The sequence below is a fragment of the Lysobacter sp. F6437 genome (assembly GCF_052547215.1).
Genome location: NZ_JBQWRB010000001.1, coordinates 1125751 through 1150581, shown reverse-complemented (window position 1 = coordinate 1150581; position 24831 = coordinate 1125751). Strand labels below are relative to the sequence as shown.

Sequence of the window (24831 nt, the reverse complement as noted above, 5' to 3'; positions counted from 1 at the left end):
GCCCGTCAGCCCTGCGCGAACGTCACGTCGCCGGTGTAGCTGACCATCCAGTGCACGCCGAAGCGGTCGGCGCAGATGCCGAACTTCTCGGCCCACTCGACTTTCTGCACGGGCATGTCGACGCTGCCGCCGCCACTCAGGCCGGCGAACACGCGATCGGCTTCCTCGGCGCTGTCGGCTTCCACCGCGACGTAGGTGTTGGTGCCGACCTTGAACTCGTCCGACTTGGTGACGTCGGAGGCCATCAGCATCGACGACCCAAGCGGCAGGGCGATGTGGGCGATGCGGTCGAGCATCGCGCCGCTGATGCCCATCTGTTCGCCGCCGAACTCGCGGAAGGTCATCGCGGTGGCGAACTCGCCACCGAATACGCTGCGATAGTGGTCGAAGGCTTCGCGGGCGTTGCCGTCGAAGTTGAGGTACGGATTGGCGTGCTTCATGGGTGGAACTCCTGTGTGGGAAAAGGTCGGACCTGTGCGTCCTTATCCATGGCGACGAACGGGGATGCCGGGAATCGACATTGCGTGGCATACGCAATCCCGTCCGGTACGATCACGTCGTTGCATCCGTTGCGCTGACAAGGCGCTGCATCACATCCAGGGGAAAGGGAATGAGGAATTGGATCGTCGCGGCCTCGGTGGCCGCGGTTTTCGTCATGGGCATGGGCGTCGGTTACGGCGCCAAGCGCGAGCCGGCTCCGGCCAACTACCACGGCCAGGACGCACGCGAGGCGGCGCAGGTGTTGCTCGACATCGCCCTCGAGCAGGCCGGCAAGGACGGCAGCTGGGAGCGTATCGGGGTGGGCCGGGTCTATTACCTCGGCGGGTTCAAGGCGGAAGGGCAGGCGATCTTCGACGCGCTGCTTGCCGGCAAGCACGCCGACAGCGACGTGTTCCGTATCGCCCGCGTCTACCAGGAAGCCGGCGAGTGGGAGAAGGCACGGCCGATGTTCGACCAGCATCTGCTCGCCAACCCCAAGGACGAGAAGGACCTGGCCGAAGTCGGTGCCTACTACCTGTTGCAGGGTGACCGCGCGACGGCGGAGCAGTTGTTCGACCGCTCTTACGCGATTGAACGCGAGGAGCTGTGGGCCACGCTCGACATCGCCGGTGCCTACCTCGGGGTGGCGCCGCAGCACTGAGCGGATCGGGCCGACGCAAGGAGGCGTCGGCGGGCATGGCGGTCTGCTTCGCCTACGGCCTGCGGTACTCGCGGACGGGATTGGCGACGGGCTGATCCCGGTTGCGTGCGTGCAATGCGTAGATCCCCAGCAGCTTTGGCATCAGCGCGTCCATGCCCCAGGCGCCGGCCTCGCGTGGCCCGGCCGCGGCCAGTGAGTCGCGCAGCAGGGGATCGCTCAACACCCGCGCGACCTGCGTGGCGAAGGCGTCGGCGTCCTCCGTGCTGACCAGTGCGCTTTGGGTGCCGCACAGCACGGTGGCGGTGCCCATCACCACGGTGGAAACGATCGGCACGCCCAGTTGTGCCACTTTCGCATGCAGCCGTTGCGCGTCCGGGCCTTCGCCAGCACCGGTACGCCGAGTGCGCGCGCCAAACGCACCGCCAGTCGATGCGCGCGGAACGGCGTATGCACATGCACCACGTCCCAGTGCAGCGCGGCGAGCCGCGCGAAGGCATCCTGCAGCCCCGCCGCCGTGAACAGCCGGTCCTCGGGATCGAAGAAAATCCTGCTCGCCGGCAGGCGCAGCACCCGGAAGCCGGCGCCGAACTCGCTGTCACGTTCGCGCTGTGCGTCCGGCTCGCCATAGTCCGGCGCCACCAGTGTGACCCGGTGGCCCAGCCGCACCAGATTGCGGGCGAATACGCGGATCGAGGTGGAGACCCCGTTGACCCGCGGGAAGTACACGTCCGACACGAGCAGGATGTCCATGGCGGGCACGATATGACGGCAGCATGACGGCTTTGCTACAGCCCAGGGCGGCACCCCGAATCCGCGGCGTTCCAGGTGCCGGTCTGGCGGACCGGTCAGGGCGGTTGCATCCGGCATGCCGCTTTGCTCCGCCAGCGCTAAGATCGGCTCGCATCGATCCGATGCCCGAACACCGTAGGGGGAATGCATGAACGCTCCTGTCTTGAAGCGCCCGACCTGGTTCTGGGTCGTGGCCGTGCTGGCGTTGTTGTGGAACCTGCTTGGCTTGGCGATGGCCTGGATGCAGTACTCGATGACGCCGGACCAGTTGGCGCAGCTGCCCGAGGCCCAACGCACCCTGCATGAGGCTTTCCCCCTCTGGCTCTGGGCGGTTGATTTCGTGGCCGTGCTTGCGGGCACGCTCGGCTCGATCCTGCTGCTGATGGGCAGGCGACTGGCGCTGCCGATGTTCTGGGTATCGCTGGTCGCGGTGGTGGTGCTGTTCGGTTACTGCCTGTTCCCGGGCGGCATGATCGAGGTGCTGGGTGCGGCGCAAGCGCTGCCAATGCCGGTGCTGGTCACCGTGATTGCCATATTTCTGGTCTGGTTCACCCGGCGGTCTATCGCGCGCGGTTGGCTGGCCTAGGGAGATCGCATGATCCGATTGAAGGCGCTGTCGGGTGGATTGACGTTGCTGTTGGTGCTGCAGGCGACTGCATGCGTTTCGCAACAGCGCACTGTCGCGGTCGGCCCGCCCGCAGCGCCTTCGTCGTCTGACACAATCTGGCGCTTCGAAACGACGCCGGCGTGGCAGGACGAGTTCGACTACACCGGACTTCCCGATCCAGCCAAGTGGAACTTCGAGCAGGGTGGGGATGGCTGGGGCAACCACGAACTGCAGTACTACACGGACAGCATCCGGAATGCGCAGGTCGATGACGGGGTGCTTGCGATCACCGCACGCAAGCAGCAGGCCGGGAACAACAACTACAGTTCCGCGCGGCTGAGCTCGAAAGGCAAGGGTGATTTCCGTTACGGCCGTTTCGAGGTCCGTGCCAGATTGCCCGCTGGCAGGGGTACCTGGCCGGCGATCTGGATGTTGCCCACCGATCAGGTCTACGGCGGTTGGCCGGCCTCCGGCGAGATCGACATCATGGAGCACGTTGGTTACGACCCGGGCCGCATCCACGTCACCATGCATACCGGCGCGTACAATCACCGCATCGGTACGCAGAAGACCGCCACCCGGGTCATCGACGACGCAACGACCAGGTTCCACCGCTATCGCGTGGACTGGACGCCAGACGCGATCCGCGGCTACATCGACGACCAGCAGCTCTATGAGTTCGTCAACGAAGGCACCGGCCCCGCAGCATGGCCCTTCGATCAGCGCTTCCACTTCCTGCTGAACATCGCGGTCGGTGGCGATTGGGGCGGGAAGGAGGGCGTGGACGACGGGGTTTTCCCCGCGACCCTGGAGATCGATTACGTGCGGGTCTACCGGCTGGTCGGCCCGACGTAGCGCCCGAAGCTGTCGAGGATCGCCTGCCAACCCTGCTGCTGCATTTCGACAGGGTTCTCGGACTCGGGATCGAACGCCACGCGCACGCGGGTGCCTTCGGGTTCCTCGTCGAAGTGCACCGCCACCGGCATGTCGATTCCACCGCCGTCCGATCGTCGTCCAACTGAACCGGCATGGCGGTGGAGTCGCGCCGTACCATGCTCCCGTCCACGCACGCAGGACCGCCGATGAGCCACGACCCCCAAACCACCCAGCCCGACGAATCCGGCACCGCGGCCATCCCCGAGCACGTGCCCAGCGGCCCGCTGTGGTCCGAGCTGCGCGACGCGATCCGCGGCACCGGCGCCGACTACACCAGGATCCCTCTGCGCCGCGCGGTGTTCCTGCTGGCGGTGCCGATGGTGCTGGAACTGGTGCTGGAGTCGACATTCGCGGTAGTCGACATCTTCTTCGTCGCCAAACTCGGCGCCTCGGCGGTGGCCACGGTCGGGCTGACCGAGAGCTACCTGTTCCTGCTGTACGCGATCGCGATGGGGCTGGCGATGGCGGTAACCGCGGTGGTCGCGCGGCGCATCGGTGAGCACAAGCGCGAGGCGGCGGCGGTCAGCGCGGTGCAGGCGATCTGGATCGCGATGCTGGCCTCGATACCGTTCGCGGTGGTCGGGATCGTCTGGGCGCAGGACCTGCTGCGGCTGATGGGCGCCGACCCGTGGACGCTCGAGCACGGCTACCGTTACATGCAGTGGGCGCTCGGCGGCAACGTGGTGATCATGCTGCTGTTCGTGATCAACGCGATCTTCCGCGGCGCCGGCGATGCCTCCAGCGCAATGCGGGTGTTGTGGGTCGCCAACGGCCTGAACATCGTGCTCGACCCGTTGCTGATCTTCGGCTGGGGGCCGGTGCCGGCGATGGGCATCGAGGGCGCGGCGATCGCGACCACCATCGGTCGCGGCATCGGCGTGTTGATGCAGTTGTGGATCCTGTTCCGCGGCGGCCAGCACATCCGCGTCGCCGCGTCGCAGCTGGGCTGGGACGGCGCGACGCTGCTCAACATCGTGCGCACCTCGCTCGGCGGGGTCGGGCAGATGATCATCGGCATGACCTCGTGGATCTTCCTGATGCGGATCCTCGCCAGCATCGGCAGCGAGGCGGTGGCCGGGGCGACGATCGCGATCCGGCTGATGATGTTCACGATGATGCCGGCGTGGGGCATGTCCAACGCGGCGGCGACGCTGGTCGGACAGAACCTCGGCGCCGACCAGCCGGACCGCGCGGAAGCCTCGGTGTGGCGGATCGGCTGGTACAACATGGCCTACCTGGTCGCGGTGTCGGTGCTGTTCTTTTTGTTCCCGCGCGAGCTGGTCGGGCTGTTCACCACGGACGTCGGGGTCATCGACGTCGGCGCGGAGTGGCTGCGGATCCTGTCGTACTCGTTCTTCGTCTACGGCTGGTGGATGGTCGCGGTGCAGGCGTTCAACGGCGCCGGCGACACGGTCACGCCGACCAAGATCAACCTGGTGTTCTTCTGGCTGATCCAGATTCCGCTGTGCTGGTGGCTTGCGCTGCAGCTGGACTGGCAGCAGACCGGGGTGTTCTGGGGCGTGTTCGTGTCGGAGACGGCGGTGGGGTTGTTCACCCTGTGGCTGTTTACGCGGGGTGGGTGGAAGACGGCGCAGGTGTAGGGTCACTGTTTCCGCGCGAATCCGAGCATCTTGTTCCCGTTATTCGTCCAGCATGTAGCCGTTGTTGGCTCTGGCGCCCTCTGGTTCGTCTGGACAATCGATGTTGAACGCGCTGCCCGGCGCGCCTGGAAGGTTGACGGTCTGTCCCGCTCCGATGGTCACGGTCTGTCCCGCGCCGATGGTCGCGACAGCGGCCACCTGCTGGTAGCTATCGCCGGGGTTGGTGCGCATGCCGATACTGCAGCCGACTGCGTTGTCGGGACCGGCGTTGTAGGCCCAGAGTTGTATCGTGCCGCCCGGACCCTGCCGATCAACGCGGCGGATACGAGCATCGAAATCCTGGGCCGGTGCCGCGTGGCCCGCTGCGATGGCAACACGGCGCGGCTGGCCGTTGGTGCGTTGGGGCGTGGGGGCACTCGTGCGCGTGGGTTGCGCGCGCTCGCAGGTCACCTTGACGGTTTCGCTCACGGTTTCGATCACCTTCTTGTCCTGGGTGGCGACGTTCATCCGCAGCGTCACCACTTGCGACTTCGGCGCCGGCTTGCCGCCCACCGCAAGCGTGCCCGAAGGACCACCCTCCCATTTTAACGGGTAGGTGCCGCGCACCGACTGCGTGCCCGCGCCTGAAAAGTCGAGCGAGGTTACGGGTGAGAGGTAGCCCGAGCCCAGAAGGATCGCCGCGCCGTGGAATGCCCGGTTCGTCACGACTTGACCGTAGAGTTTCAGTTGCGTCGGGCAGTTGTCGCTGCCGAATCGCTGGGCTTTCGCCGGTTGCATACGCAGCGAAGCCGACTTGATGGTCGGGTCTGCCTTTTTGGCTCTGGGGCCCCGGCGGTTCAGACCCGTGGAGTCAGTCGATTTCGACGTACGCACTTTCGGCCGGTCGAGCGGCCGACATTGGATATTGACTCCGATCAGCGTTTCGTCGCTGTAGGACTTGATCGCATCGGGATCCTTGAACACGCCCTTGGTGTCCTTGATCGCCCAGTTGACCGAAGCGCGGGCCTTGTAGGCATCCTTGCGCAGCAGACTGCCGCCGTCCTTCAGGTACGCCGTCCGCGCCGCCCCCTGCCGCTTCTGGATCTCCTGGTTGCACAGGTCCACGGGCGACACGCGCTGGTTTCCAACCGATGTCGACCGCGGATCGCGATAAGGGAAGGTGATCTTCCAGACCTTGGCTTCGCCCGGCACACCGATGGCGATCGTCTTTCCCTCGACATCGAGCACAGGGTTGCTCGGGTTTCGCCCATTGGCCGGTGTCTCGCCCTTCACCCTGATCCAGGCGTCGACGTCCTGGGTGACGACACGGTCGTACTGGGTGTTGCCCGCGCCGTCGACCACGATCGTGGGGAAACCGATGTCGCTGTTGGTGCCCGCCTTGCCGAGCGCCTGGGAAACCTCGACGACGGCTGCATGAGCCGCAACCGCAGGCATGCCCAGTGCCAACCCGATGCAAGGGATGATGATCCTGACGTGGCGCATGTTTGCCTCTGTTTTCACGGGTCCTGCGGCTTGTATTCGACAGCCGTCATTCGGTCCGCGACAGGCGCGGGACGCCCCGACCTGGCGGTCAGTCGCATGACATGCAGTCGTCCTTCGAGGTGTCCGGCGTCGGGGCGGCCGGCTTGTCGGTAGGTACCGGCCGGACGCTCTGTACCGCGGGCAGCAGCATGCCGATGCCGAGGGTGCGTTTTTCGTTCGTCAAGTTTTCCGGTGCCGATGATGTCGGTTCCGGAGCCGACAGAGTTTTCACGCCAGCATTGCCGCCATATCGCATGCCATAACTGCCGGGGTATTCGTAGAAGTCCACGCGCGTCGCCTTTGATGCGGAGCCGAGTTGATAGCTGGGTACGAAGACATCCTTCAGCCATCGGTGGCCCTTCACGGAGGCTTGCGGAGTGGGTCGGGTCACTGTTTCCGGCGCGGCGGGCGCTTGCTGGTCGGCGGCTGCGGTTTCGTCGCCGGTGGTGCTGGCATAGGCACTCCGGTTCTTCAGGTCCTGACTGTGGGTGGCGAACGCCGCGAGCAACGACAACACGGCAGTGGTTGCAACGCTCGCCTTGACGGAGTGGATCATGACGATCCTCCTTTCCGCTGCGGACCTGTCCTCGCGTGGCGTGGGGCCCGGCGGTGGTAGTTTGATGACGAATCTAGTGCTTCGGTGGCCGGCGTCTTGTAAGAATCGGCAGTCATGGAATCCCGGAACTTCGAAAGCCTGCCTGCGGCAGAAGACCTGCGGCCGTTCGTCCGTCGCTATCTCTACGCGAATCGGCTTCTCGATGCCGATCTGACGATCCAGGCGAAGCCGACCGGTTACACGTACTTTTCCAGTTTCTTCGGCGGCAATGAGGGTGACCGCTGGGTTGTTGACGGGCGCGCCTTCGAGCGCACTTCACGCTGGTTCTTTTTCGGGCGGATCACCGATCACGACGTCGTTTTCCACCATGCGCGATCCCTGCGATTGATCGTCGCCGAGTTGAGCGCGACCGGCGCCCATCGGCTGTTCGGCATTCCGGGCCAGCGAGTACTCGGCATGGCCGCATCGTTGCGCGAAGCGGCACCGGGCAGCGCAGAGTTAGCGCGTAAGTGCCTGGTTCTGGGGCCTGATGCGTCAAGCGAAGCACATGTGGAAGAGTCGAACGGCTTTTTCCGTCGTCTCGCCGGAAACGCGCTGCCCGAAGATCCGTTCGTCGAGCGCGCAGTCTCGTTGATCGAAAGTGAGAACGGAGCAGTGCGTATCGCCAAGGTTTGCGATCGGGTCGGTATTGGTCCAAGGGATCTCCATCGCAGGTTCATCCGTATTGTCGGCGTGCCACCCAAACTGTTCGCGCGCATCGTGCAAATCAATTGGGTCGTCGCGCTGTTGTATGCGGACGACACGCCGGCGCTGGCGCGTATCGCCCAGGAGGCTGGTTTTTACGACCAGGCCCACTTCAACCACGCGATGCAGCGCTTCTTCCAGGAAGGAGCGCGGGAATTCCTGCATGGGGATCACCCGGCCTTCCGATCGTTTCTCGCTGCGTCGCGCCGATTCGGCCCGGGGTCGTGAGGCGCGGCATGGCGCGCGATCAGGTAGAACCAAGCTCCACGATTGGCTGGAACCCGCCATAGATCATCCGGGCGCCGTCGAATGGCATCGGGTTCTTCTCCGGGTCCATCCGCGGGTCCTCCATCATCTTCTTGAAGCCGGCGTCGCGGGTCGCCTTGTCGGGCCATTCGATCCACGAGAACACGATCGTCTCGTCCTCCTTGCCCTGCACCGCGCGCTGGAAGTCGGTCTGCTTGCCGGCCGGCACGTCATCGCCCCAGCACTCGACCACGCGGGTGGCGCCGTATTCCATGAAGACCGAATCGCCGGTGTTGGCGTGGTCGATGAACTTCTGCTTGTTGGCGGTCGGGACCGCGATTACGAAACCGTCGATGTAGGACATGGGGTGTCTCCTTCGATAGGGGTGTCATTGGGATGACGAACGGGGGCAGGGGAAATCGACATCGCCACAGCGGGCGGCAGGTGGGGACAGTTCGTCCCATCGGTGGGGGTGCCGGGGCGGGTAGGTCGGCCTAAGCTGTCGGCTTCCGCACTGACTTCCGGAGTACGCCGTGCCAGACCTGTCCAGCTTTCCGATCACACGCCGCTGGCCGGCGCTGCATCCGGACCGCATCCAGTTGTACTCGCTGAACACGCCAAACGGTGTCAAGGCCTCGATCATGCTGGAGGAGGCCGGACTGGCGTATGAGCCGCACTTTGTCGACATCATGCAGAGCGAGAGCCACACGCCGGAATTCCTGTCGCTCAACCCCAATGGCAAGATTCCCGCGATGATCGATCCCGACGGCCCGGGCGGGCAGCCGCTGGGGTTGTTCGAGTCCGGCGCGATCCTGCTGTACCTGGCCGACAAGACCGGCCGCTTCATCCCTGCCGACCCGGCGCGGCGCTGGGAGACGATCCAATGGGTGTTCTTCCAGATGGCGTCGATCGGGCCGATGTTTGGCCAGGTCGGGTTCTTCCACAAATTTTCCGGAAAGGACATCGAAGACCCGCGTCCGCTGCAGCGCTACGTCGACGAGTCAAAACGCCTGCTCGGCGTGCTGGATGCGAGGCTTGATGGCCGCACGTGGCTGATGGGCGACGACTACACCATCGCCGATATCGCGACGCTGGGCTGGGTCGACAACCTGATCAACTTCTACGAAGCGCGTGAACTGGTCGGCTTCGACGGCTTCACCCATGTCGGTGCGTGGCTGGAGCGTGGGCTGGCGCGCCCGGCGGTGCAGCGCGGGCTGGCGATTCCATCGCGCGGTTGATGCGGGCGTTGGCAATCGCCTGCGTCGCATCGTAGGGTGGAGGCGTCCGGCCGCATGGTGCGGTCGGTCTGGAGCAACACATTCAAGGAGGAAGCGCCATGGACGCCAAGAGCGGTCGTCACTGGGTCGCGTGGGCCAATACCCACGCAAGGAACAGCCGCCGGGTCGAGGATCTGGACAGCATGTTCCGCCGAAAAATCGAGGCGTTTACCGACGCGCTTGCCGTCGGTGGTGCCGGGATCAGGGTTTCCGCAACCCGGAGAAGTCCCGGGCGGGCCTATCTGTTTCACTGGTCGTGGAAAATCGCACACGGGCGCAGCAAGGCGTCCGAAGCCGAATCCATGGCCGGCGTTCCCATCCAGTGGGACCACGGTGATGATCGGCTCAGCCGCGCCGGCGCGCTGGAGATGGTGCGCGGGTTCGGGCTGGCCGTGCCGCCTCGCAGCGTCTATCCGCCGGCCTTGTCCAGCAATCACATCGCCGGTCGGGCCATCGACATGGACATCACGTGGAGCGGCACCCTCCGGATCGCGAAGAAGGACGGTGCAGTCGCTGCGATCGACTACATGCACAACGTCAACTCCAATATCGCGCTACATGCTGTCGGGGCGTCATATGGCGTGTTGAAGTTGAGGTCGGATGCGCCGCACTGGTCATTCAATGGACGGTAAGGACATGCAGATGCAGAAGTGGATACTTGTGGCCGTCGGCTGCGCGCTGCTGTCGGCGTGTGTGTCGGATAGCCCGGTCGTGCGCGGTAACGGTTCCGACCGGGCGATCGGGTGGCTGCATGGGAACTGCATTGCCCTGGAGGATGCCCGTGTGCGCGTTGGAACACGGGTTGCGGTGGTAACGCTGGGCGAGACGCAGCAGGTGGTGGCTGCCAGGGTTACCGGCCGTGCGCTGGACACCGATGCGTGCCCTGCGTTGCTCGACGATCGCAAGGACGTCAATTCGGGTAGCGGGTTGGCGTTCTACCAGGTCGATGCCGACCCGGAGGTGGAGTTGGGTATCGGTGTCGCGCAAATGGGTGGGGATCACGAACTGAGCGTGGCGGAACTGCTGGATACCAACGGCGATGGTCAGCGCGACAGCTTCAGCCGTTGTGCCACAGCCGAGGGCGTGCGGTTCTCGGTATGGGCCGACGAGACCCAGCACGGGGCGCCGTTGTGGACCGGCTACTACTATCTTGGGTACGACACCGAGGCGGATTGCCCGGAGGACGGTTAGTAAGGATTTTTTATAGGCTCGAAAAAAGAAGCCCGCCAGTTGGCGGGCTTCTTTCGTTGGCGATGATGCCGGGACGGTCAGCCCAGCAGCACCCGGTTCATCCTTTGCACGAACGCGGCAGGGTCGGGCAGCGGGGCGCCGGCGGCGATCTCGGCCTGTTCCAGCAGTAGCGTGGCGAGGTCCCTTGCCTTGGCGTCGTCGGCTTCGGTCTCTACCCGCTTTAGCAGGTCGTGCTGCGGGTTGATCTCCAGCGTCGGCTTGCTTTCCGGCATCTCCTGGCCGGCCTCGCGCATCAAGCGGGCGAAGTGTGGCGCCATATCGAAATCGGACAGGGCCAGGCACGACGGCGAGTCGGTCAGCCGCGCGGACACGCGGACTTCGGCGACGCGATCGCCGAGCAGCTCCTTGAGCCGGGCGACCAGCGGTTCGGCGGCCTTGCTCGCTTCTTCCTGCTTCTGCTTGTCGGCCTCGTCCAGCGGCAGCTCGCCCTTGGCGACGTTCTGCAGCTTCTTGCCGTCGTACTCGTGCAGGTAGCCGAGCATCCACTCGTCGATGCGGTCGGACATCAGCAGCACTTCGATGCCCTTGGCCTTGAACGCTTCCAGTTGCGGGCTGCCGGCGGCCGCCGCGTGGCTTTCGGCAGTGATGAACCAGAGGGTGTCCTGGCCGTCGTGCATGCGGCCGATGTAGTCGTCGAGCGAAACGGTCTGCTTGGCGCCGTCACCCTGGGTCGAGGCGAAGCGCAACAGCTTGGCGATGCGCTCGCGGTTGCCGGCGTCCTCGCCGATGCCTTCCTTCAGGGTGTTGCCGAAGGCCTTGATGAAGGTCGCGAACTTCTCCGGCTCGTTGTTCGCCAGCGACTCGATCAGGTCGAGCACGCGCTTGGTGCAACTGGCCTTGATCCGCTCCAGCTGGCGGTTGTGCTGCAGCAGTTCGCGCGAGACGTTGAGCGGCAGGTCGTCCGCATCGACCACCCCACGCACGAAGCGCAGGTAGTTGGGCAGCAACTCCTCGGCCGCGTCCATCACGAACACGCGCTTGATGTAGAGCTTGAGCCCCTTGCGCTCGTCGCGGCCGCCCATCATCAGGTCGAACGGCGGCTGCGCCGGCAGGTACAGCAGGGTGGTGAAGCTCTGGTTGCCCTCGACGCGGTTGTGGCTCCACGCCAGCGCGTCGTTGAAGTCGTGGCCGAGCGACTTGTAGAAGCCCTGGTAGTCCTCGTCGGAGATCTCCGACTTGGGCTGGGTCCACAGCGCGGAGGCGGCGTTGACGGTTTCCCATTCGCCGGTCGGGGCTTCGTTGTCACCCTCATTCTTGTCCGCGGCTTCCTTCGGCATGCGGATCGGGAAGGCGACGTGCTCGGAGTAGCGGTGCACCAGCGAGCGCAGCTTCCAGCCCGACAGGAACTCGTCCTCGTCGGCCTTCAGGTGCAGCACGACGGTGGTGCCGCGCTCGGCCAGCTCGACCAGCTCCAGCGTGTACTCGCCCTTGCCGTCGCTCTCCCACTTCACGCCGTCGGTCGCGGCGGCATCGGCGCGGCGGGTCAGCACGGTGACCTTGTCGGCGACCACGAACGCGGAATAGAAGCCGACGCCGAACTGGCCGATCAGGCGCGCGTCGGCCTTCTGCTCATTGGCCATCGCGGCCAGGAAGCGGCGGGTGCCGGAGCTGGCGATGGTGCCGATGTTGGCCACCACTTCGTCGCGGCCCATGCCGATGCCGTTGTCGGCGATGGTGATGGTGCGCGCGGCCTCGTCCCAGCTGACGTCGATGTGCAGCTCGCCATCGCCGGCCAGCAGTTCCGGGTTGGCGATCGCCTCGAAGCGCAGCTTGTCGCAGGCGTCGGAGGCGTTGGAGATCAGCTCGCGCAGGAAGATTTCCTTGTGCGAGTACAGCGAGTGGGTGACCAGGTGCAGGACCTGGGCCACTTCGGCTTCGAACTTGCGGGTTTCTGAACGGCTTTCGGGTTGGGCATCGGCGCTGGTGGTCATGTGTCGGATCCAGTGTGAAACGGGTGGTACAGGCTCCGGAACATGGGCGCTGCAGCTTCGAAATCAAGCCGGACGGCGGTATGGCGATTCATGGCTGGTATCAAGGCCCGCATTCAACGACAGTTGAAAGCGTGCGCGACGAGGTGGGCCACGGTGCGGATTCCGAGGTCCACGCCTGCCGTGGCGGGAATGCTGCCGTCGCTGCATGATCGGGAAAGGGGCGGGTGCACCGTCCATGGAGGGGGAGATATGCGCATGATCCGCGGCGTGGTACTGGCGATGGCGCTGGTTTGCGGGGGACAGGTGACGGCGGCGGAAAACGAAGCCGAAGAATCGCAATCGATTCCGTTCCTGGGTGGGTTCCTGGAAGAAACCAGGATCGTGTATCCGCTTCAGGTCGGCGGCTGGCACGCCGATGGCGAGAAGCGTTATGCCACACAGGAATCCGGTGTGTCGGTGCGATATCGAGGGGTGGAAGGGGATGAGGGCTGGATTGATCTGTTCTTCTACCCGGCCGGCGTTGTTGAAGCGTCCTTGCTGAAGGTGTCTGCCCAGCAGGAAATGGAAGGCATTGCGATTGCTCGCACGAACGCAGGCGATACAGTGGCCTCGTCCACGCCGTTGAGAACGTTGGAAGTCGCGATGGGCGGCGAAGACGAAGACCCGGTCGCCGGCTATATCGGTGAGCTTGAGGTCACCATCAATGAGCGGGACCACTCGTCCGTCATGGCCCTGTTCATTCACGACCTCTATTTCGTGAAAGTGCGGATGAGCGTATCCAGAGAAACGCAGGGGTCGTCCTTCGCGGCGGAAACAGTGGAGGCATTTGTTTCGGAGGTGCTGCCGCGAACATCGATCACAAGCACGGGGGCGTGTTGGCAGCCATTCCCGGTCGAGTCGATCCCCGTAGGAGAGATTCCCTCCGAAGGGAGCTACCGGTTCGTCGCCGAGTCGGAAGGAGGGGACGCGTGGTTCACCGGTGACCGGGTGCTCGCAGTCGATCCGGATGGGGAGCCGGCCCGGGCTGCACTGCTTCTCGCGATGGCGATGCAGGACAGGCTCTATCCGGGTTGCGTCGACTCGGAGCCCCGGAATCCGGTCGTGGCTGAAGGTGAGCGGGAGATCCGGATCGAATACCGTCCCGAGAACTGAACTCAAAATGGTCGCATCCGAACTCGACAATCCATTCTGGTCCTCGCTGTGCAGCCGGCACCGTGCGCTGGCCCTGCGCGAGGGCGACGTGGCGCGTTATCCGCCCGAGTTTGCACCGTTCCTCGGCGTGGCCGATGGAGACGTGGAGGTCGGTGACGCGCTGGCAGCGCTGGTCGCGCCCGGGGAGAGCATGCTGCTGCTCGGCATCGCGCCGCGGCGCGTGCCAGATGGCTGGCAACTCGAAGCGTTCGCCGACCTCGCGCAGATGACCTGCATCCGGCCGCTGGAGGTCATTGACGGCCCCGAGGTCATCGAGCTGTCAGGGGCCCACCGCGCCGACGTGCTGGCGCTGACCGCGCTGGTCTACCCGCACTATTTCCGTCCGCGCACGATGGAACTGGGCCGCTACTTCGGCATCTACCAGGACGGCCGGCTGGCGGCGATGATCGGCGAACGCCTGGGCACCGGCACCACGCGCGAAGCGAGCGCGATCTGCACCCATCCCGACTTCAACGGCCGCGGCTACGCACGGCGGCTGACGGCGATGTTGACCAATGACCTGCTTGGGCGCGGCCACCTGCCGTTCCTGCACGTGAGCCATGAGAACCGGCGCGCGCTGCAGTTGTACGAACAGATCGGCTACCGCCGCCGTCGCGACATCGGTTTCTGGTCGATGCGGCGGGCGCGTTGAATACCCGCGCCCTCCGCGATCGCGTGGTCAGGCCGTCGGATCCTTGCTGCCCGCATTGACACTCCACGGTGTGCCAAAGCGGTCGACGCACATGCCGAAGCCTTCGGCCCAGAAGGTCTCGCCGTAGGCCATCTGTTCGGTGCCACCCTCGGCCAGCGCCTTGAAGATGCGCTCGCCCTCGCCGCGGTCGTCGACGCTGATCGACACCGAGGTGCCGGCCGGCTTCTGGTAGTACTCGACGGGACAGTCGGAGCCCATCAGCATCTGCTCGCCGATGCTCATCGACACGTGCATGACCTGGTCGGGATCGGCGCCGGGCATTTGCGCATCGGCGGGTGCCTCGCCGAAGCGCGAAAGCCTCTGGATCGTGCCGCCGAGCACGCGCTCGTAGAGCTTGAACGCGGCTTCGCAGTCGCCCTTGAAGGTGAGGTAGGGAGTGAGTTGCATGGTGTTCTCCGGGTGGTTGGTGGTGGTGTGGTTTCAGGCGTCGTGCAATGCCTCGACTTGGATGCGCAGGGTCACTGTCATGTCGAAGCCGTAGTCCTTGCCGGCGTCGATCCCGAAGTCGTCGCGCTCGATGGTGCCGAATGCATCCGCGCCGCACTGCTCGCGCTTGAGCATCGGATGCGGGACACAGTTGAACAGGGTGATCTCCAGTTCGACCGGACGGGTGACGCCGTGCAGGGTCAACTCGCCGACCATCCGGGTCGGGCGACCGTCCTCGAAGCCGGCGAGGGTCCCGTGGTAGGTCGCCTGCGGATATTTGGCGATGTCGAACAGGTCGGGTCCATTCGCATACTCGTTGAGCTTGTCGTGGCCGAAGTCGACGCTGGCCAGGTCGATGGTGACGTCCACCGTGCCGCCCGTGACCGCGCCGGTGTCGGCGGCCTTGTCGAGCGTGACCTTGCCGCTGCTGGTGTTGAATTTGCCGCGCCAGATCGAGATGCCCATGTGGTCGGCCTCGAAGCTGGGGAAGGTGTGTTCCGGGTCGATGGTGTAGTGCTCCGTCGCGGCCAGGGCGGTGGCAGGGGGGCAGGCGAGAAGGGCGATGATGGCGGCGTTGGACAGGGTCGTGCTGACGGACATGGGGCGGCTCCATGGAAAGTGGATGGCGGCGGGCGGGACGTATGTGCCCGCTTCTGTGCAGACGACGAACGGGGAAGGACGGGATCGACAAGCGACCGCGACAGGCATCGCCGGCCACTCACACCCCGAACGGCCACGTCTCCGGCACCCCGCCGCTCGGTTGCTGCGAACCCAGTGGCGTGACGGCGCTCGTCTCGTCGAACCAGGCATAGGCGTCGAATTGCTGCGGCAACGACACCTCGGCGTAGTGGCTTTGCAGCTCGGTGTCGGGGCGGTAGATCACGCCGATGAAGCGCTCCAGCCGGGGCGCCAGCAGCCGGCGGCGCAGGGCTTCGTGCCGGCCCGTGCGCAGGTCGAGCAGGAAGCGTGGCACGCCGCTGTCGTGGCACAGCCGCTCGACGCTGTCGCGATGCGAGGGCCGCACGCGCATGACCTGCATGTCGCCGTCCCAGTCGCTGGCGGCGGCGACGGTGCCGGCGTGGGTGCCGAAGCCGACCAGCGCGGCGGCGTCGCCGAAGCGCTGGCGGCACAGCTGGCCGATATTGAGCTCGTCGCGTGCGCTGCCCATCTCGGTATGGCGGGCGTCGCCGATGTGCGAGTTGTGGGCCCAGACGATCGCCTTCGATTGCGGGCCGTGGGCGTCGAGCAGGTGTTGCAGGGTCTCGAACATGTGGGTGTCGCGCAGGTTCCAGCTCTCGGCGCCGCCGTAGTACATGATCCGGTAGTAGCGTTCTGCGGCCGCGACCAGCCGGGCGTTCTGGGTGGCATCGAGGAACTGCTCGCCGTCGTGGGCGGCGTATTCGAGCCGGCTCGCAAGCAGGTCCTGCAACTGCCGCACGACCGCGGCCTCGCAGTCGGCGTAGCCGCGGGTCAGCACGGCGCGGCCGTAGGTCGCCGGTTCCTTCTGCCATGGCGTCAGGCAACCGTAGCGTTCGCGTGCGACCGACGCGGCCTCGGGGTCGATCCGGTCGAGGTACTCCAGCACGGCGGCAATCGAGCCGCCAAGGTTGTACATGTCGAGTCCGTAGAAGCCGGCCTGCGCGGACGACGCGCGGTCGCGGTTGTGCACGTGCAGCCACATCACCAGATCGGCGACGTCGGTGTTGCGCCACATCCAGGTCGGGAAGCGCCGGAACATCGGCTCGGCGTCGTCGCGTGGCGGCAGGTGGCGGATGTAGCGGTTGATGGTGGCGGCATCCGGCCAGTCGGCCTCGACCGCGACGAGGGTGAAGCCGTGGCGTTCGACCAGCCGGCGGGTGATCGCGGCGCGGGCGCGGTAGAACTCGGCGGTGCCGTGGCTGCACTCGCCGAGCAGCACCACGCGGCAGTCGGCGAAGCGCTCGAAGGCATCGGCGAAGCCTTCCTCGTCGGGGTCGGGCAGCGCTTCGGCGGCGCCGGCGATCATCTGCGGCAGCGACTGCCCGCGGCTTTCGCCGGGCACGTGGTTGCTGGCCGCGCGGCTGCCGTCCTCGGCCCAGCCCTGTTCGCCGATCAGCGGCACGAACGTGACGCCGCCGAGGTCGTCCTGCTCGAAAGCATCCTCGTCGGTGCGGGTGATCCGGCGCAGGCGCTGGCCGAAGATGCCGCCGCCGACCGGGATCACCAGCCGGCCGCCGATCGACAGTTGCTCGCGCAGCGCCGGCGGCGGTTCCGGCGCGCCGGCCGCGACCACGATCGCGTCGAACGGCGCCGCCTCGGCCCAGCCGCGGGTGCCGTCGCCGACGCGCAGCTCGATGTTGTCGTAACCGAGCTGGTCGAATCGTGCCTGCGCCTGTTTGGCCAGCGAGGCATGGCGCTCGATGGTGTGCACCCGAGCCGCGATCCGGCTCATCACCGCCGCCGCGTAGCCCGAGCCGGCGCCGACCTCGAGCACGCGGTCGGCGCGCCCGATCCCGGCGGCCTCGACCATCAACGCGACGATGTAGGGCTGCGAGATGGTCTGCTTCTCGCCGATCGGCAGCGGGCTGTCCTCGTAGGCGAACTCTTCCATGCCGGGCTCGACGAACGCCTCGCGCGGCACCGTGCGCATCGCTTCGAGTACGGCGGGATCGCGGATGCCGCGGCCGGCGAGGTGCGATGCGACCATGCGCTCGCGGGCGCGGGAATGGTCGTGGGTGGGGATCGGCATGGAGCGCGCTCCCGGACCGGGTCCGTCGTGCGGGCGTCCAACGATGGCGCGATGCATGTAAATGCGACGTCACCACCGGATTCGCTTCAGGCAGGCGACGGCTCCGTGGCGCTGTCCAGCAACCGGCGGGCGCGGCTCGCCAGCGCGTCGCGCAACGCGTCCGGCTGCTCGATGCTGAAGTCGAACGGCAACCGCGCCAGCTCTCCGGCGAACCAGTCCAGGTGATCGGTCTGGGCGTGCAGCAACACTCCGCGATCGGTCTGCTCGAAGGTGCCGATGCCGTCGAAGAACCAGCGGCGTGCATCCTGCAGCTCGGCATCCAACCGCACCCGGACTGCATGCGCGCGCGGCATGGTGGCGACCGAGAAGCTGAGGTGGGCGAGGGCGTCGAAGTCCTTCGGCCGGGCGAAGCTGATCGGCAGCGGCTGCACCGAGGCGATCCGGTCCAGCCGGAACGAACGCAGGCAGCCGCGCAGGTGGCAAAAGCCCGCCGCGTACCAGCGTCCGCCGCGGAAACCGAGGCCGTAGGTGTCGAATCCCCGGCTGCTTTGCTCGCCCTGCGCCGAGCGGTACTCCAGTTGCACGCGCTGCTGGGCCTGGGCGGCGGCGCTGAGCGTGGCCAGGGCGCCGTTGTCGCCGGTCGGCGCGGCGCGCGACAGGTCCAGGGTCACCGTCTCGTCGATCGCGCGAAGGCGCTTGTTCAACTTCGCCGGCATCACCCGTTCGAGCTTGGCCTGGGCGCTGCTAACCGCCGGTTGCGCCTCCGACAGTCCGAGGCTGCGCGCCGCCAGCAACCCGACCGACAGCGCCAGCGCCTCGTCGTCGGTGAACATCATCGGCGGCAGCTTGAAGCCGGCCACCAGCGCGTAGCCGCCGTAGCGCCCGCGTTCGGCGGTGATGGGTATGCCGAACTCCTCCAGGATCGCGATGTAGCGCCGCAACGTGCGCGCGTCGACGTCCAGGCGACGGGCCATCTCCGGACCGCTGATGCGGCCGTGGGCCTGCAGCAGTTCGAGCACGGCGAGCACGCGCGTGGTGGGGTGGTAATGCGTCCGGGGCATGGTGGCGATGCTAGCAATCAATCAGGGCCGAAATTGTCCTGATTTGCCATGAGCATGGCGTCTCTCCCGCCATGGACCGATTGTTCTCGATGAACCAGTCCTACATTTTCTTCGAGGCGTATTCGCAAGTGGTCGAGCTGCGCCAGTACACCTTGCATCCCGGCAAGCGCGACGTGCTCATCGAACTGTTCGAGCGCGAGTTCATCGAGTCGCAGGAGGCGACCGGCATCCGCCTGATCGGCCAGTTCCGCGACCTCGACAATCCCGACCGCTTCGTCTGGCTGCGCGGCTTCGCCGACATGCCGGCGCGGGCGCGCGCGCTGCAGGCGTTCTACGGCGGTCCGGTATGGCAGGCCCATCGCGACGCGGCCAACCCGACCATGGTCGATTCCGACAACGTGCTGCAACTGTGCCCCGCCTACGCCGTATCGGGGTTCCAGATCGAACGCAGGCCGCGCCCCGCGGTCGGCGCAAGCGACGACGGGCCCGGGCTGGTGGTCGCAACGCTGTACCACTTCAACGCGGCGGTCGACGAAGACTTCCTCGCGTTCTTCGCCGACGAGCTGGTGCCGGCGCTGGGCAAGTGCGGTGCCGCGGTGACGGCGGCGCTGGTCAACGACGCTACCCCGAACAACTTCCCGGCACTGCCGGTGCGCGAAGGGGAGCACGTGTTCGCCTGGTTCGCGCGGTTCGCAGACCTGCAGGCGCTCGACCGCCACCGCGCCGCGCTGGAGGCGTTGCCGGCGTGGCGCGAGCGGTTGCAACCGACGCTGCTTCGACGGCTGGCGCGGCCGCCGGAGACCCTGCGACTGGCGCCCACTGCGCGCTCCCGGCTGCACGGCTGAAATCCGGGCACGGAAATCCCACCTCCCGCCCACGAGGTCCGGGTCGCCCCGAAACGTTTATCCGGCATTGAACTGGGGACGCGCCTGCCGACTAGACTGGAGCTCCCTCCCAGACCCCACCGGGCCATGTCCAAATCGAGGTTTTTCGCCGTCATCTGCCTGGGTATGTTGCTCTCGGCCTGCAATCCGCAGCCGCCCGAGGGGGCGACGGTGCCACTGTCGCAGACCCGCGGCGATACCGATCCGCGCGGTGGCGCGATCTCCGACGCCACGGTCGAGGTCCAGGCCCCGGCGGTGCCCGAGCCGGTGAAGCGCAGCGACGAACGCCCCGAAACCAACTGGCGTCCGATGGACCTGACCAGCGGCAAGGCCTGGGTCAGTTGCGAGCATGACTACCTTGCCGACGGCGATGGCGAACCGCTGCAGTCGCTCGGCTTCTCGGCCATGCGCAGGGCGCTGCTGCCGTGCCGTGAAAACGGCCTGGTGCGGGTGCGCTACCGCGGCAAGGTGTCGCCGGAGTTCACCGCATTGATCGAACGCACCGCCGAACTCGCCGACTCGCTCGGTATCGACAAGCGCATCCTCGACCTCGACTCCACCGGCGGCCAGATCGAGCAGGCGATCATCGCCGGCGACCTCATCGGCGAATCCGGCTGGACGACCTGGGTGCGCGAGGACTCGGTCTGCCACAGCTCCTGCGTGCTGGTGCTGGCGGCCGGCGACATGCGCATGATCGCCGGCAAGGTCGGCATCCACCGGATGATCCGGATCGGCTCCAGCGCGACTTCGCGGGCGGAGCTGCAGCGCGAACTGCAGGAGGTCCACGCACAGGTACGCGAATACCTGCAGCGCAATGGCGTCGCCTTCGCCGTGGCCGACCTGATGATGACCGTGCCGAACCGCAGCCTGCGCCTGCTGACCGACGCGGAGCTCGACCTGTACGGCGTCGACGGCCGCAACGCGGTGGAGGACGACCTGCAACGCATCACCCTGACCCGCGAGTGCGGCGAGGCGTTCGTGCAGCGCAAGGATGCGTTCTTCCGTGCCTACGACCGCGAGTGCCGCGCGTCCAGCGAGCAGGTCGACGTGATGGCCGACTGCGGGCAGGTGCTGCGCGAGCGGTTCGGATTCCCGGACCCGGAGTGCCCGGTCGAGAGCCCGCTGTCGGAGTACGACGTGAGCACCCGCATGCCGGTGGCCACGACTGCGGGTGGGCAGGGCGCCTGATCGAGCCTGGGAGACGGCAGTGCCTACTTCGGCGCGGGGTAGGGGTCCTTCTTCAGCAACCGGGCCAGGTGCACCGCGTTGCTGGCCAGGGTGTTGATCGTCTCTGTGGTCTTCTTCGGGACCCTGTCGAGATCCTTGAAGTCGACATCACCCATCGCCTCGCCGACCCAGTACGCCGAACTGCCCGCAGGGATGGTGAACCCGACGTCGGCCAGCGCCTGGTAGAGCTCCGCGGTGACGTGGTGGGCGCCGTCCTCGTTGCCGACCACGCCGACGATGGCGACGCGGCCGAACGTCGGGTAGCGGCCCTGTTCGTCGATCTCGCTCAGGAAGGCATCCATGCGCTCGGTCACGCGCTTGGCGATGCTGGACGGTTGGCCCATCCAGATCGGCGTGGCCATCACCAGGATGTCGGCGGCCATGACCTGTTTGCGCAATGCCGGCCATTCGTCGCCGTTGCCCTCGTCGGCGGTTACACCGGGCTTGACGTCGTGGTCGACGACGCGCGCGGACGATGTCGCGACCCCGTGGCCGGCGATCGCCTCCAGCAGCAGGTCGAGCATCTTCTGGGTCGAGGAGGCAGCCGGCGACGGCGTGAGCGTGCAGTTGAGGCCAAACGCGCGTTGCGACATGGGACTCTCCGGGGGAATGGGAATGCACGCCACCTTGCGCGCGGTGGTGTAAACATCGCGTCCCCGGTAGCGCGCGGGCGGCTGGAGCCGGTCAGGTCGGTGGCACGCCGTCGCACAACGCCCGCTTGCGCGCAGGCGGGAACTGCTTGATCGCATACTCGGCGCGACTGGCGGCGCTGCGGTCCGGATACTCGAAGCGGGCCAGCAGGCGCACCGGTGGACGCGAACGCGTGTAACGGGCTCCCTTGCCGGCGACGTGCTCGCGATAGCGGCGCTCGACATCGGTCGCGATGCCGGTATAGATGCTGCCGTCGCGGCATTCGATGAGGTAGACGTACCAGGGCATGGCGGATGCGTGCGGTGCATGCGGGATGGTGCAGGATAGTGAATCATTGTGCGTTGCGCGGCGCCCCGGCGGTCGCGCCGGAACGAATGCCATGGCACACGAAATCATCGTCGACATCGACCGCGGGCTGGTGGAGGTGCGCTACCGCGGACCGGTGGCGGTGGCGGAGCGCGAGCGCGCGCTGCAACACGTGAGCCGGTTGGCCGGGCAGACGGGCCTGCGTGGGGTGCTGATCAATTTCAGCAATGCCCAGGCCGCGGCCGAGGGCTTCGAGAGCGGTAACCGGTTCGCCGCCCTGCTGGCGCGCGATCCGGTCCTGCGCGATTGCCGCGTCGCCTACCTTGCGATCGACGCATTGCAGGTCAATCCGGTCGTGGAAACGCTGGCTTCGGCGCGGCGCTTCCCGCTGCGTCGTTTCGCCAGCCGCATCGCGGCGATCGAGTGGCTCCAGGACGTCGCCGATACCGGGTGAGCCCGTCGGCCCCGGCAATCGCTTGACGCATCCGTCACGGAAAAAACTTCCGCACCCTGCAGTCCCTGCCATCAATCGGGCGCTCGGGCGCCCCGGTGAGGCCTTGCGGGTTGGCACGCGGTTTGCGCCGCTTCCCCATGTACCGAGGTACGTGACGCCGCGCCACCGGGCGCGTGCGCGAAACGGAAGGAGGCACGCACATGCAAGGCAACAACAACGTCGGAAACGACATCAAGGCCGTGGCGCAGGACGTCATGCAGCTGGGTGCGCGATGCGTGCAGGCGGGTCGCGAATGGCTTACTGATCGGAGAAACGAGATGACCAACCGCAACGACGAACATCGCCCGTCGCATGGCGAACCGGGCCGCAGCCAGTACCAGTGGGAGCGCGAGCAACCGCAGAACCAGCGCCATGGCCTGGGCGGCAGTGCGTACACGCCGGGATCGCACGGGTTTGGCGGCTATCCGGGCCGGCAGCAGGGCGAGGGCTACGGCAGCAGCTCCGGTTATGGCGACCCCTATGCCGAGAGCTACGTCGACCACAGCGCCAACCGCGCGCAACCGTACGCGGTGCCCGGCGACACCCAGCCGCGTTACGGCGGCCCCGGACGCCAGCGCAGTTACGCGGGCGTCGGCCCGAGGAACTACAGCCGGTCCGACGAACGCATCACCGAGGACCTGTGCGAGCGGCTGACGCACGATCCGGACATCGACGCCAGCGATATCGAAGTCCGGGTCGCCAGCGGTACCGCCACGCTCGAAGGCACGGTCGGGCAACGCTGGATGAAGCACCGCGCGGAAGACCTCGCCGACGGTTGCAGCGGTGTGCGCAACGTCGAGAACCGGATCCAGGTCCAATCGACCCGGCCGGGATATGACACCGGCGAGCACGCGGGAATGGGCGCGGATTGGAGTGGATCCTCGGCCGCCGGGCGCGGCGCTTCCACGACCTCGACCTCGCAGGCGGGCAGGGGCTCGACTGCGGCAGGTGCAACCGCAACCGGCTCGACCGGAGCCGGCACGCCCGGCAGCAGCACGTCCGGGACATCCACGCCTCATTGAGGTCGCGGCAAACAGTCGCACAGCGTGGCCTGACGGATCAGGTCACGCCTCGCGGCATCCGTCTACCGTGCGGTTCGCTTCTTCCCTGGCGGGCACGCGACCCAACTGGTTGTGGATCGTGCGCACGCTGACTCCGAGGGCGCGCGCAGTCCGGGTCTTGTCGTTGTCGTAGCGGGCCAGCGTCTTCAACAGCATCTCGCGCTCGACCTCGGCATAGCTCATGCCGACGCGGAAATTGACGCTGCCGGTCTCCGCGTTGCCGGCTGTCGCGTGGCGGGCGGGTTCGCGGAGTTCGACCAGATCGCCATCGCTGAGGATGCACGCGCGCTGGACCGCACTGCGCAATTCGCGCACGTTCCCCGGCCAGTCGTAGCCATGCAGCACGTGCGGCGCATCCGGGGCCAGGCGCTTGCGCGAGCCGTGTTCGACGTTGAACCGGTCGACGAAGTGGCGCGCGAGCAACAGGCGGTCGCCGCCGCGTGCACGCAGTGGCGGCAGCACCACGATGAAGTCGGCCAGCCGGTAGAACAGGTCCTCGCGCAAGCGGCCCTCGTCGATCGCGACCATCGGGTCGCGATTGGTCGCCGCAATGACGCGCGCATCGAAAGCGATCGACTCGGTGCCGCCCACCCGCGTCAGCCGGCCGGTCTCGAGCACCCGCAGCAGATACACCTGAAGCGGCGCCGGCATCTCCGCGACTTCGTCGAGGAACAGGGTGCCGCCGTGGGCCTGCTCGAACAATCCGACGTGCCGCGACGCGGCGCCGGTGAAACTGCCGCGCTCGTGGCCAAACAGGTGGCTGGCGAGCAGCTCGGGTGCGATCGCGCCGCAATTGACCGCCACGAACGGACCGTTGCGACCGCTTTGCCGATGCAAGGCGCGCGCGACCAGTTCCTTGCCGGTGCCACTCTCGCCGGTGACCAGCACCGAGGCACGGGTCGGCGCGATCTTCGCCAGGTCGTCCTGCACGCCGCGCAGGGCATCGCACTCGCCGATCATGCGATCAAGGGCGCTGTCCGTGTGATCGGAGGAACTGGTGTGGATCCGTGAAGCCATGCAGGCAACGCTAGTGGCGCGACGGTTAAAGGCCCGTCAGCGCAGGGTTGCAACCGCGGGCCCAGCCGCCACGGCCGGCACCCATGACAGGAAGCGTTCAGCCCCGTCGACCGCATTCAGCCTGCGGCGACAACCCGGATCACCTCTTCGACGCCATCGACGCTGACCACTTGGCCCAGCCGGACCTTGCAGGTCTTGCGCAGCTCGGTGACCCCGTCGACCTTGACCGCGCCGCTGGCAACCAGCGCCTTGCCCGCCCCGCCGCTGTCGCACAGCCCGGCGAGCTTCAACAACTGGTTGAGTTCGACATGGTCGCGGTCGAGCTCGAAGTCGATGGCCTTCATGGGATCGGGTCGCGGCGAAGGGTGTTCAGGGTCGCAGCGACCGCGGCGATCCGCAATGCGCGTGCGCTGCAATCTGAACGGCGATATGCCGACGATTGTCATGGACGCGGTGCCAGACTGGCCTCGACAA

At 66.6% G+C, this 24831-nt stretch carries 30 protein-coding genes; 14 read left to right on the top strand and 16 right to left on the bottom strand.

Going from position 1 to position 24831, the window contains the following annotated elements:
* Positions 1 to 5: 5 nt before the first annotated feature.
* Entirely contained in the window at positions 6 to 440 is a 435-nt protein-coding gene (locus ACT9F5_RS05435) for a VOC family protein (protein WP_445118891.1), read from the bottom strand.
* 170 nt (positions 441 to 610) lie between these two features.
* Between ACT9F5_RS05435 and ACT9F5_RS05430 the strand changes: the two genes are divergently transcribed.
* Positions 611 to 1141, top strand: a complete 531-nt coding sequence (locus ACT9F5_RS05430) for a tetratricopeptide repeat protein (protein WP_445118890.1) — start codon at positions 611 to 613, stop codon at positions 1139 to 1141.
* 52 nt (positions 1142 to 1193) lie between these two features.
* Here the strand turns inward: ACT9F5_RS05430 and ACT9F5_RS05425 are convergent, their stop codons facing one another.
* Both ACT9F5_RS05425 and ACT9F5_RS05420 read right to left on the bottom strand, forming a co-directional pair.
* Complete coding sequence (locus ACT9F5_RS05425; RefSeq protein WP_445118889.1) at positions 1194 to 1475, bottom strand: glycosyltransferase; 282 nt, start codon at positions 1473 to 1475, stop codon at positions 1194 to 1196.
* On the bottom strand, positions 1451 to 2080 hold the full coding sequence (locus ACT9F5_RS05420) for a glycosyltransferase (protein WP_445118888.1): 630 nt from the start codon (positions 2078 to 2080) through the stop codon (positions 1451 to 1453). Before ACT9F5_RS05420 ends, ACT9F5_RS05425 begins: the two co-directional genes overlap by 25 nt.
* On the opposite strand from ACT9F5_RS05420, the gene ACT9F5_RS05415 reads away from it, so the two are divergent.
* Together ACT9F5_RS05415 and ACT9F5_RS05410 are read left to right on the top strand one after the other, a co-directional pair.
* Entirely contained in the window at positions 2079 to 2516 is a 438-nt protein-coding gene (locus ACT9F5_RS05415) for a hypothetical protein (RefSeq protein ID WP_445118887.1), read from the top strand. The two genes, ACT9F5_RS05420 and ACT9F5_RS05415, sit on opposite strands and share 2 nt — an antisense overlap.
* A gap of 9 nt (positions 2517 to 2525) precedes the next feature.
* On the top strand, positions 2526 to 3392 hold the full coding sequence (locus tag ACT9F5_RS05410) for a family 16 glycosylhydrolase (RefSeq protein ID WP_445118886.1): 867 nt from the start codon (positions 2526 to 2528) through the stop codon (positions 3390 to 3392).
* On the opposite strand, the gene ACT9F5_RS05405 is transcribed toward ACT9F5_RS05410, so the two are convergent.
* Positions 3368 to 3523 (bottom strand): SRPBCC domain-containing protein, encoded by a 156-nt coding sequence (locus ACT9F5_RS05405; protein ID WP_445118885.1) that lies wholly within the window; start codon positions 3521 to 3523, stop codon positions 3368 to 3370. The genes ACT9F5_RS05410 and ACT9F5_RS05405 overlap by 25 nt on opposite strands.
* 96 nt (positions 3524 to 3619) lie before the next feature.
* On the opposite strand from ACT9F5_RS05405, the gene ACT9F5_RS05400 reads away from it, so the two are divergent.
* Complete coding sequence (locus ACT9F5_RS05400) at positions 3620 to 5074, top strand: MATE family efflux transporter (RefSeq protein WP_445118884.1); 1455 nt, start codon at positions 3620 to 3622, stop codon at positions 5072 to 5074.
* A gap of 39 nt (positions 5075 to 5113) precedes the next feature.
* Here the strand turns inward: ACT9F5_RS05400 and ACT9F5_RS05395 are convergent, their stop codons facing one another.
* Entirely contained in the window at positions 5114 to 6556 is a 1443-nt protein-coding gene (locus ACT9F5_RS05395; protein ID WP_445118883.1) for a hypothetical protein, read from the bottom strand.
* Between the two features lie 88 nt (positions 6557 to 6644).
* Positions 6645 to 7151 (bottom strand): hypothetical protein, encoded by a 507-nt coding sequence (locus tag ACT9F5_RS05390; RefSeq protein ID WP_445118882.1) that lies wholly within the window; start codon positions 7149 to 7151, stop codon positions 6645 to 6647.
* Positions 7152 to 7265: 114 nt separating this feature from the next.
* Between ACT9F5_RS05390 and ACT9F5_RS05385 the strand changes: the two genes are divergently transcribed.
* On the top strand, positions 7266 to 8123 hold the full coding sequence (locus ACT9F5_RS05385; protein WP_445118881.1) for a helix-turn-helix domain-containing protein: 858 nt from the start codon (positions 7266 to 7268) through the stop codon (positions 8121 to 8123).
* 19 nt (positions 8124 to 8142) lie between these two features.
* Here the strand turns inward: ACT9F5_RS05385 and ACT9F5_RS05380 are convergent, their stop codons facing one another.
* Positions 8143 to 8505: a DUF1428 family protein gene (locus ACT9F5_RS05380; protein ID WP_445118880.1), complete on the bottom strand. Its 363-nt coding sequence runs from the start codon at positions 8503 to 8505 to the stop codon at positions 8143 to 8145.
* A 169-nt stretch (positions 8506 to 8674) separates the two neighbouring features.
* Here ACT9F5_RS05380 and ACT9F5_RS05375 point away from each other — a divergent pair, with 169 nt between their 5' ends.
* The 3 genes from ACT9F5_RS05375 to ACT9F5_RS05365 all read left to right on the top strand — a co-directional run bounded on the left by ACT9F5_RS05375 (position 8675) and on the right by ACT9F5_RS05365 (position 10609).
* Positions 8675 to 9379, top strand: a complete 705-nt coding sequence (locus ACT9F5_RS05375; protein ID WP_445118879.1) for a glutathione binding-like protein — start codon at positions 8675 to 8677, stop codon at positions 9377 to 9379.
* A gap of 98 nt (positions 9380 to 9477) precedes the next feature.
* Positions 9478 to 10050, top strand: a complete 573-nt coding sequence (locus tag ACT9F5_RS05370) for a hypothetical protein (protein WP_445118878.1) — start codon at positions 9478 to 9480, stop codon at positions 10048 to 10050.
* Positions 10051 to 10054: 4 nt separating this feature from the next.
* Complete coding sequence (locus ACT9F5_RS05365; protein WP_445118877.1) at positions 10055 to 10609, top strand: hypothetical protein; 555 nt, start codon at positions 10055 to 10057, stop codon at positions 10607 to 10609.
* Between the two features lie 77 nt (positions 10610 to 10686).
* On the opposite strand, the gene htpG is transcribed toward ACT9F5_RS05365, so the two are convergent.
* Entirely contained in the window at positions 10687 to 12600 is a 1914-nt protein-coding gene (htpG, locus tag ACT9F5_RS05360) for a molecular chaperone HtpG (RefSeq protein WP_445118876.1), read from the bottom strand.
* 249 nt (positions 12601 to 12849) lie between these two features.
* Between htpG and ACT9F5_RS05355 the strand changes: the two genes are divergently transcribed.
* Positions 12850 to 13752, top strand: a complete 903-nt coding sequence (locus ACT9F5_RS05355) for a hypothetical protein (RefSeq protein WP_445118875.1) — start codon at positions 12850 to 12852, stop codon at positions 13750 to 13752.
* Between the two features lie 7 nt (positions 13753 to 13759).
* Positions 13760 to 14443, top strand: coding sequence for a GNAT family N-acetyltransferase (locus ACT9F5_RS05350; RefSeq protein ID WP_445118874.1), 684 nt, complete (start codon positions 13760 to 13762; stop codon positions 14441 to 14443).
* 27 nt (positions 14444 to 14470) lie between these two features.
* Here ACT9F5_RS05350 and ACT9F5_RS05345 read toward each other — a convergent pair whose 3' ends face one another.
* From ACT9F5_RS05345 to ACT9F5_RS05330, 4 genes are all read right to left on the bottom strand, one after another.
* The gene (locus ACT9F5_RS05345) at positions 14471 to 14890 is read right to left on the bottom strand and encodes a VOC family protein (protein WP_445118873.1); all 420 of its coding nucleotides are present in this window, start codon (positions 14888 to 14890) and stop codon (positions 14471 to 14473) included.
* Between the two features lie 33 nt (positions 14891 to 14923).
* Entirely contained in the window at positions 14924 to 15529 is a 606-nt protein-coding gene (locus ACT9F5_RS05340; RefSeq protein WP_445118872.1) for a YceI family protein, read from the bottom strand.
* Between the two features lie 118 nt (positions 15530 to 15647).
* On the bottom strand, positions 15648 to 17657 hold the full coding sequence (locus tag ACT9F5_RS05335) for a protein-L-isoaspartate(D-aspartate) O-methyltransferase (protein WP_445118871.1): 2010 nt from the start codon (positions 17655 to 17657) through the stop codon (positions 15648 to 15650).
* An 86-nt stretch (positions 17658 to 17743) separates the two neighbouring features.
* A complete protein-coding gene (locus ACT9F5_RS05330; RefSeq protein ID WP_445118870.1) occupies positions 17744 to 18718 on the bottom strand; it encodes a WYL domain-containing protein in 975 nt (324 codons plus the stop codon).
* Between the two features lie 89 nt (positions 18719 to 18807).
* On the opposite strand from ACT9F5_RS05330, the gene ACT9F5_RS05325 reads away from it, so the two are divergent.
* A complete protein-coding gene (locus ACT9F5_RS05325; protein ID WP_445118869.1) occupies positions 18808 to 19563 on the top strand; it encodes an NIPSNAP family protein in 756 nt (251 codons plus the stop codon).
* Between the two features lie 210 nt (positions 19564 to 19773).
* Positions 19774 to 20790, top strand: a complete 1017-nt coding sequence (locus tag ACT9F5_RS05320; RefSeq protein ID WP_445118868.1) for a hypothetical protein — start codon at positions 19774 to 19776, stop codon at positions 20788 to 20790.
* 23 nt (positions 20791 to 20813) lie between these two features.
* Here the strand turns inward: ACT9F5_RS05320 and ACT9F5_RS05315 are convergent, their stop codons facing one another.
* Together ACT9F5_RS05315 and ACT9F5_RS05310 are read right to left on the bottom strand one after the other, a co-directional pair.
* Complete coding sequence (locus ACT9F5_RS05315) at positions 20814 to 21422, bottom strand: NAD(P)H-dependent oxidoreductase (protein ID WP_445118867.1); 609 nt, start codon at positions 21420 to 21422, stop codon at positions 20814 to 20816.
* Positions 21423 to 21513: 91 nt separating this feature from the next.
* Entirely contained in the window at positions 21514 to 21768 is a 255-nt protein-coding gene (locus ACT9F5_RS05310) for a GIY-YIG nuclease family protein (RefSeq protein WP_445118866.1), read from the bottom strand.
* A gap of 91 nt (positions 21769 to 21859) precedes the next feature.
* On the opposite strand from ACT9F5_RS05310, the gene ACT9F5_RS05305 reads away from it, so the two are divergent.
* Together ACT9F5_RS05305 and ACT9F5_RS05300 are read left to right on the top strand one after the other, a co-directional pair.
* Positions 21860 to 22240 (top strand): hypothetical protein, encoded by a 381-nt coding sequence (locus tag ACT9F5_RS05305; protein ID WP_445118865.1) that lies wholly within the window; start codon positions 21860 to 21862, stop codon positions 22238 to 22240.
* Positions 22241 to 22440: 200 nt separating this feature from the next.
* Positions 22441 to 23301: a BON domain-containing protein gene (locus tag ACT9F5_RS05300; protein WP_445118864.1), complete on the top strand. Its 861-nt coding sequence runs from the start codon at positions 22441 to 22443 to the stop codon at positions 23299 to 23301.
* Between the two features lie 42 nt (positions 23302 to 23343).
* Here the strand turns inward: ACT9F5_RS05300 and ACT9F5_RS05295 are convergent, their stop codons facing one another.
* Positions 23344 to 24357 (bottom strand): sigma 54-interacting transcriptional regulator, encoded by a 1014-nt coding sequence (locus ACT9F5_RS05295; protein WP_445118863.1) that lies wholly within the window; start codon positions 24355 to 24357, stop codon positions 23344 to 23346.
* 116 nt (positions 24358 to 24473) lie between these two features.
* Positions 24474 to 24701 carry an RNA-binding S4 domain-containing protein gene (locus tag ACT9F5_RS05290; RefSeq protein ID WP_445118862.1) on the bottom strand — a complete coding sequence of 76 codons (228 nt, stop codon included), beginning with the start codon at positions 24699 to 24701 and terminating at the stop codon, positions 24474 to 24476.
* Between the last annotated feature and the right edge of the window lie 130 nt (positions 24702 to 24831).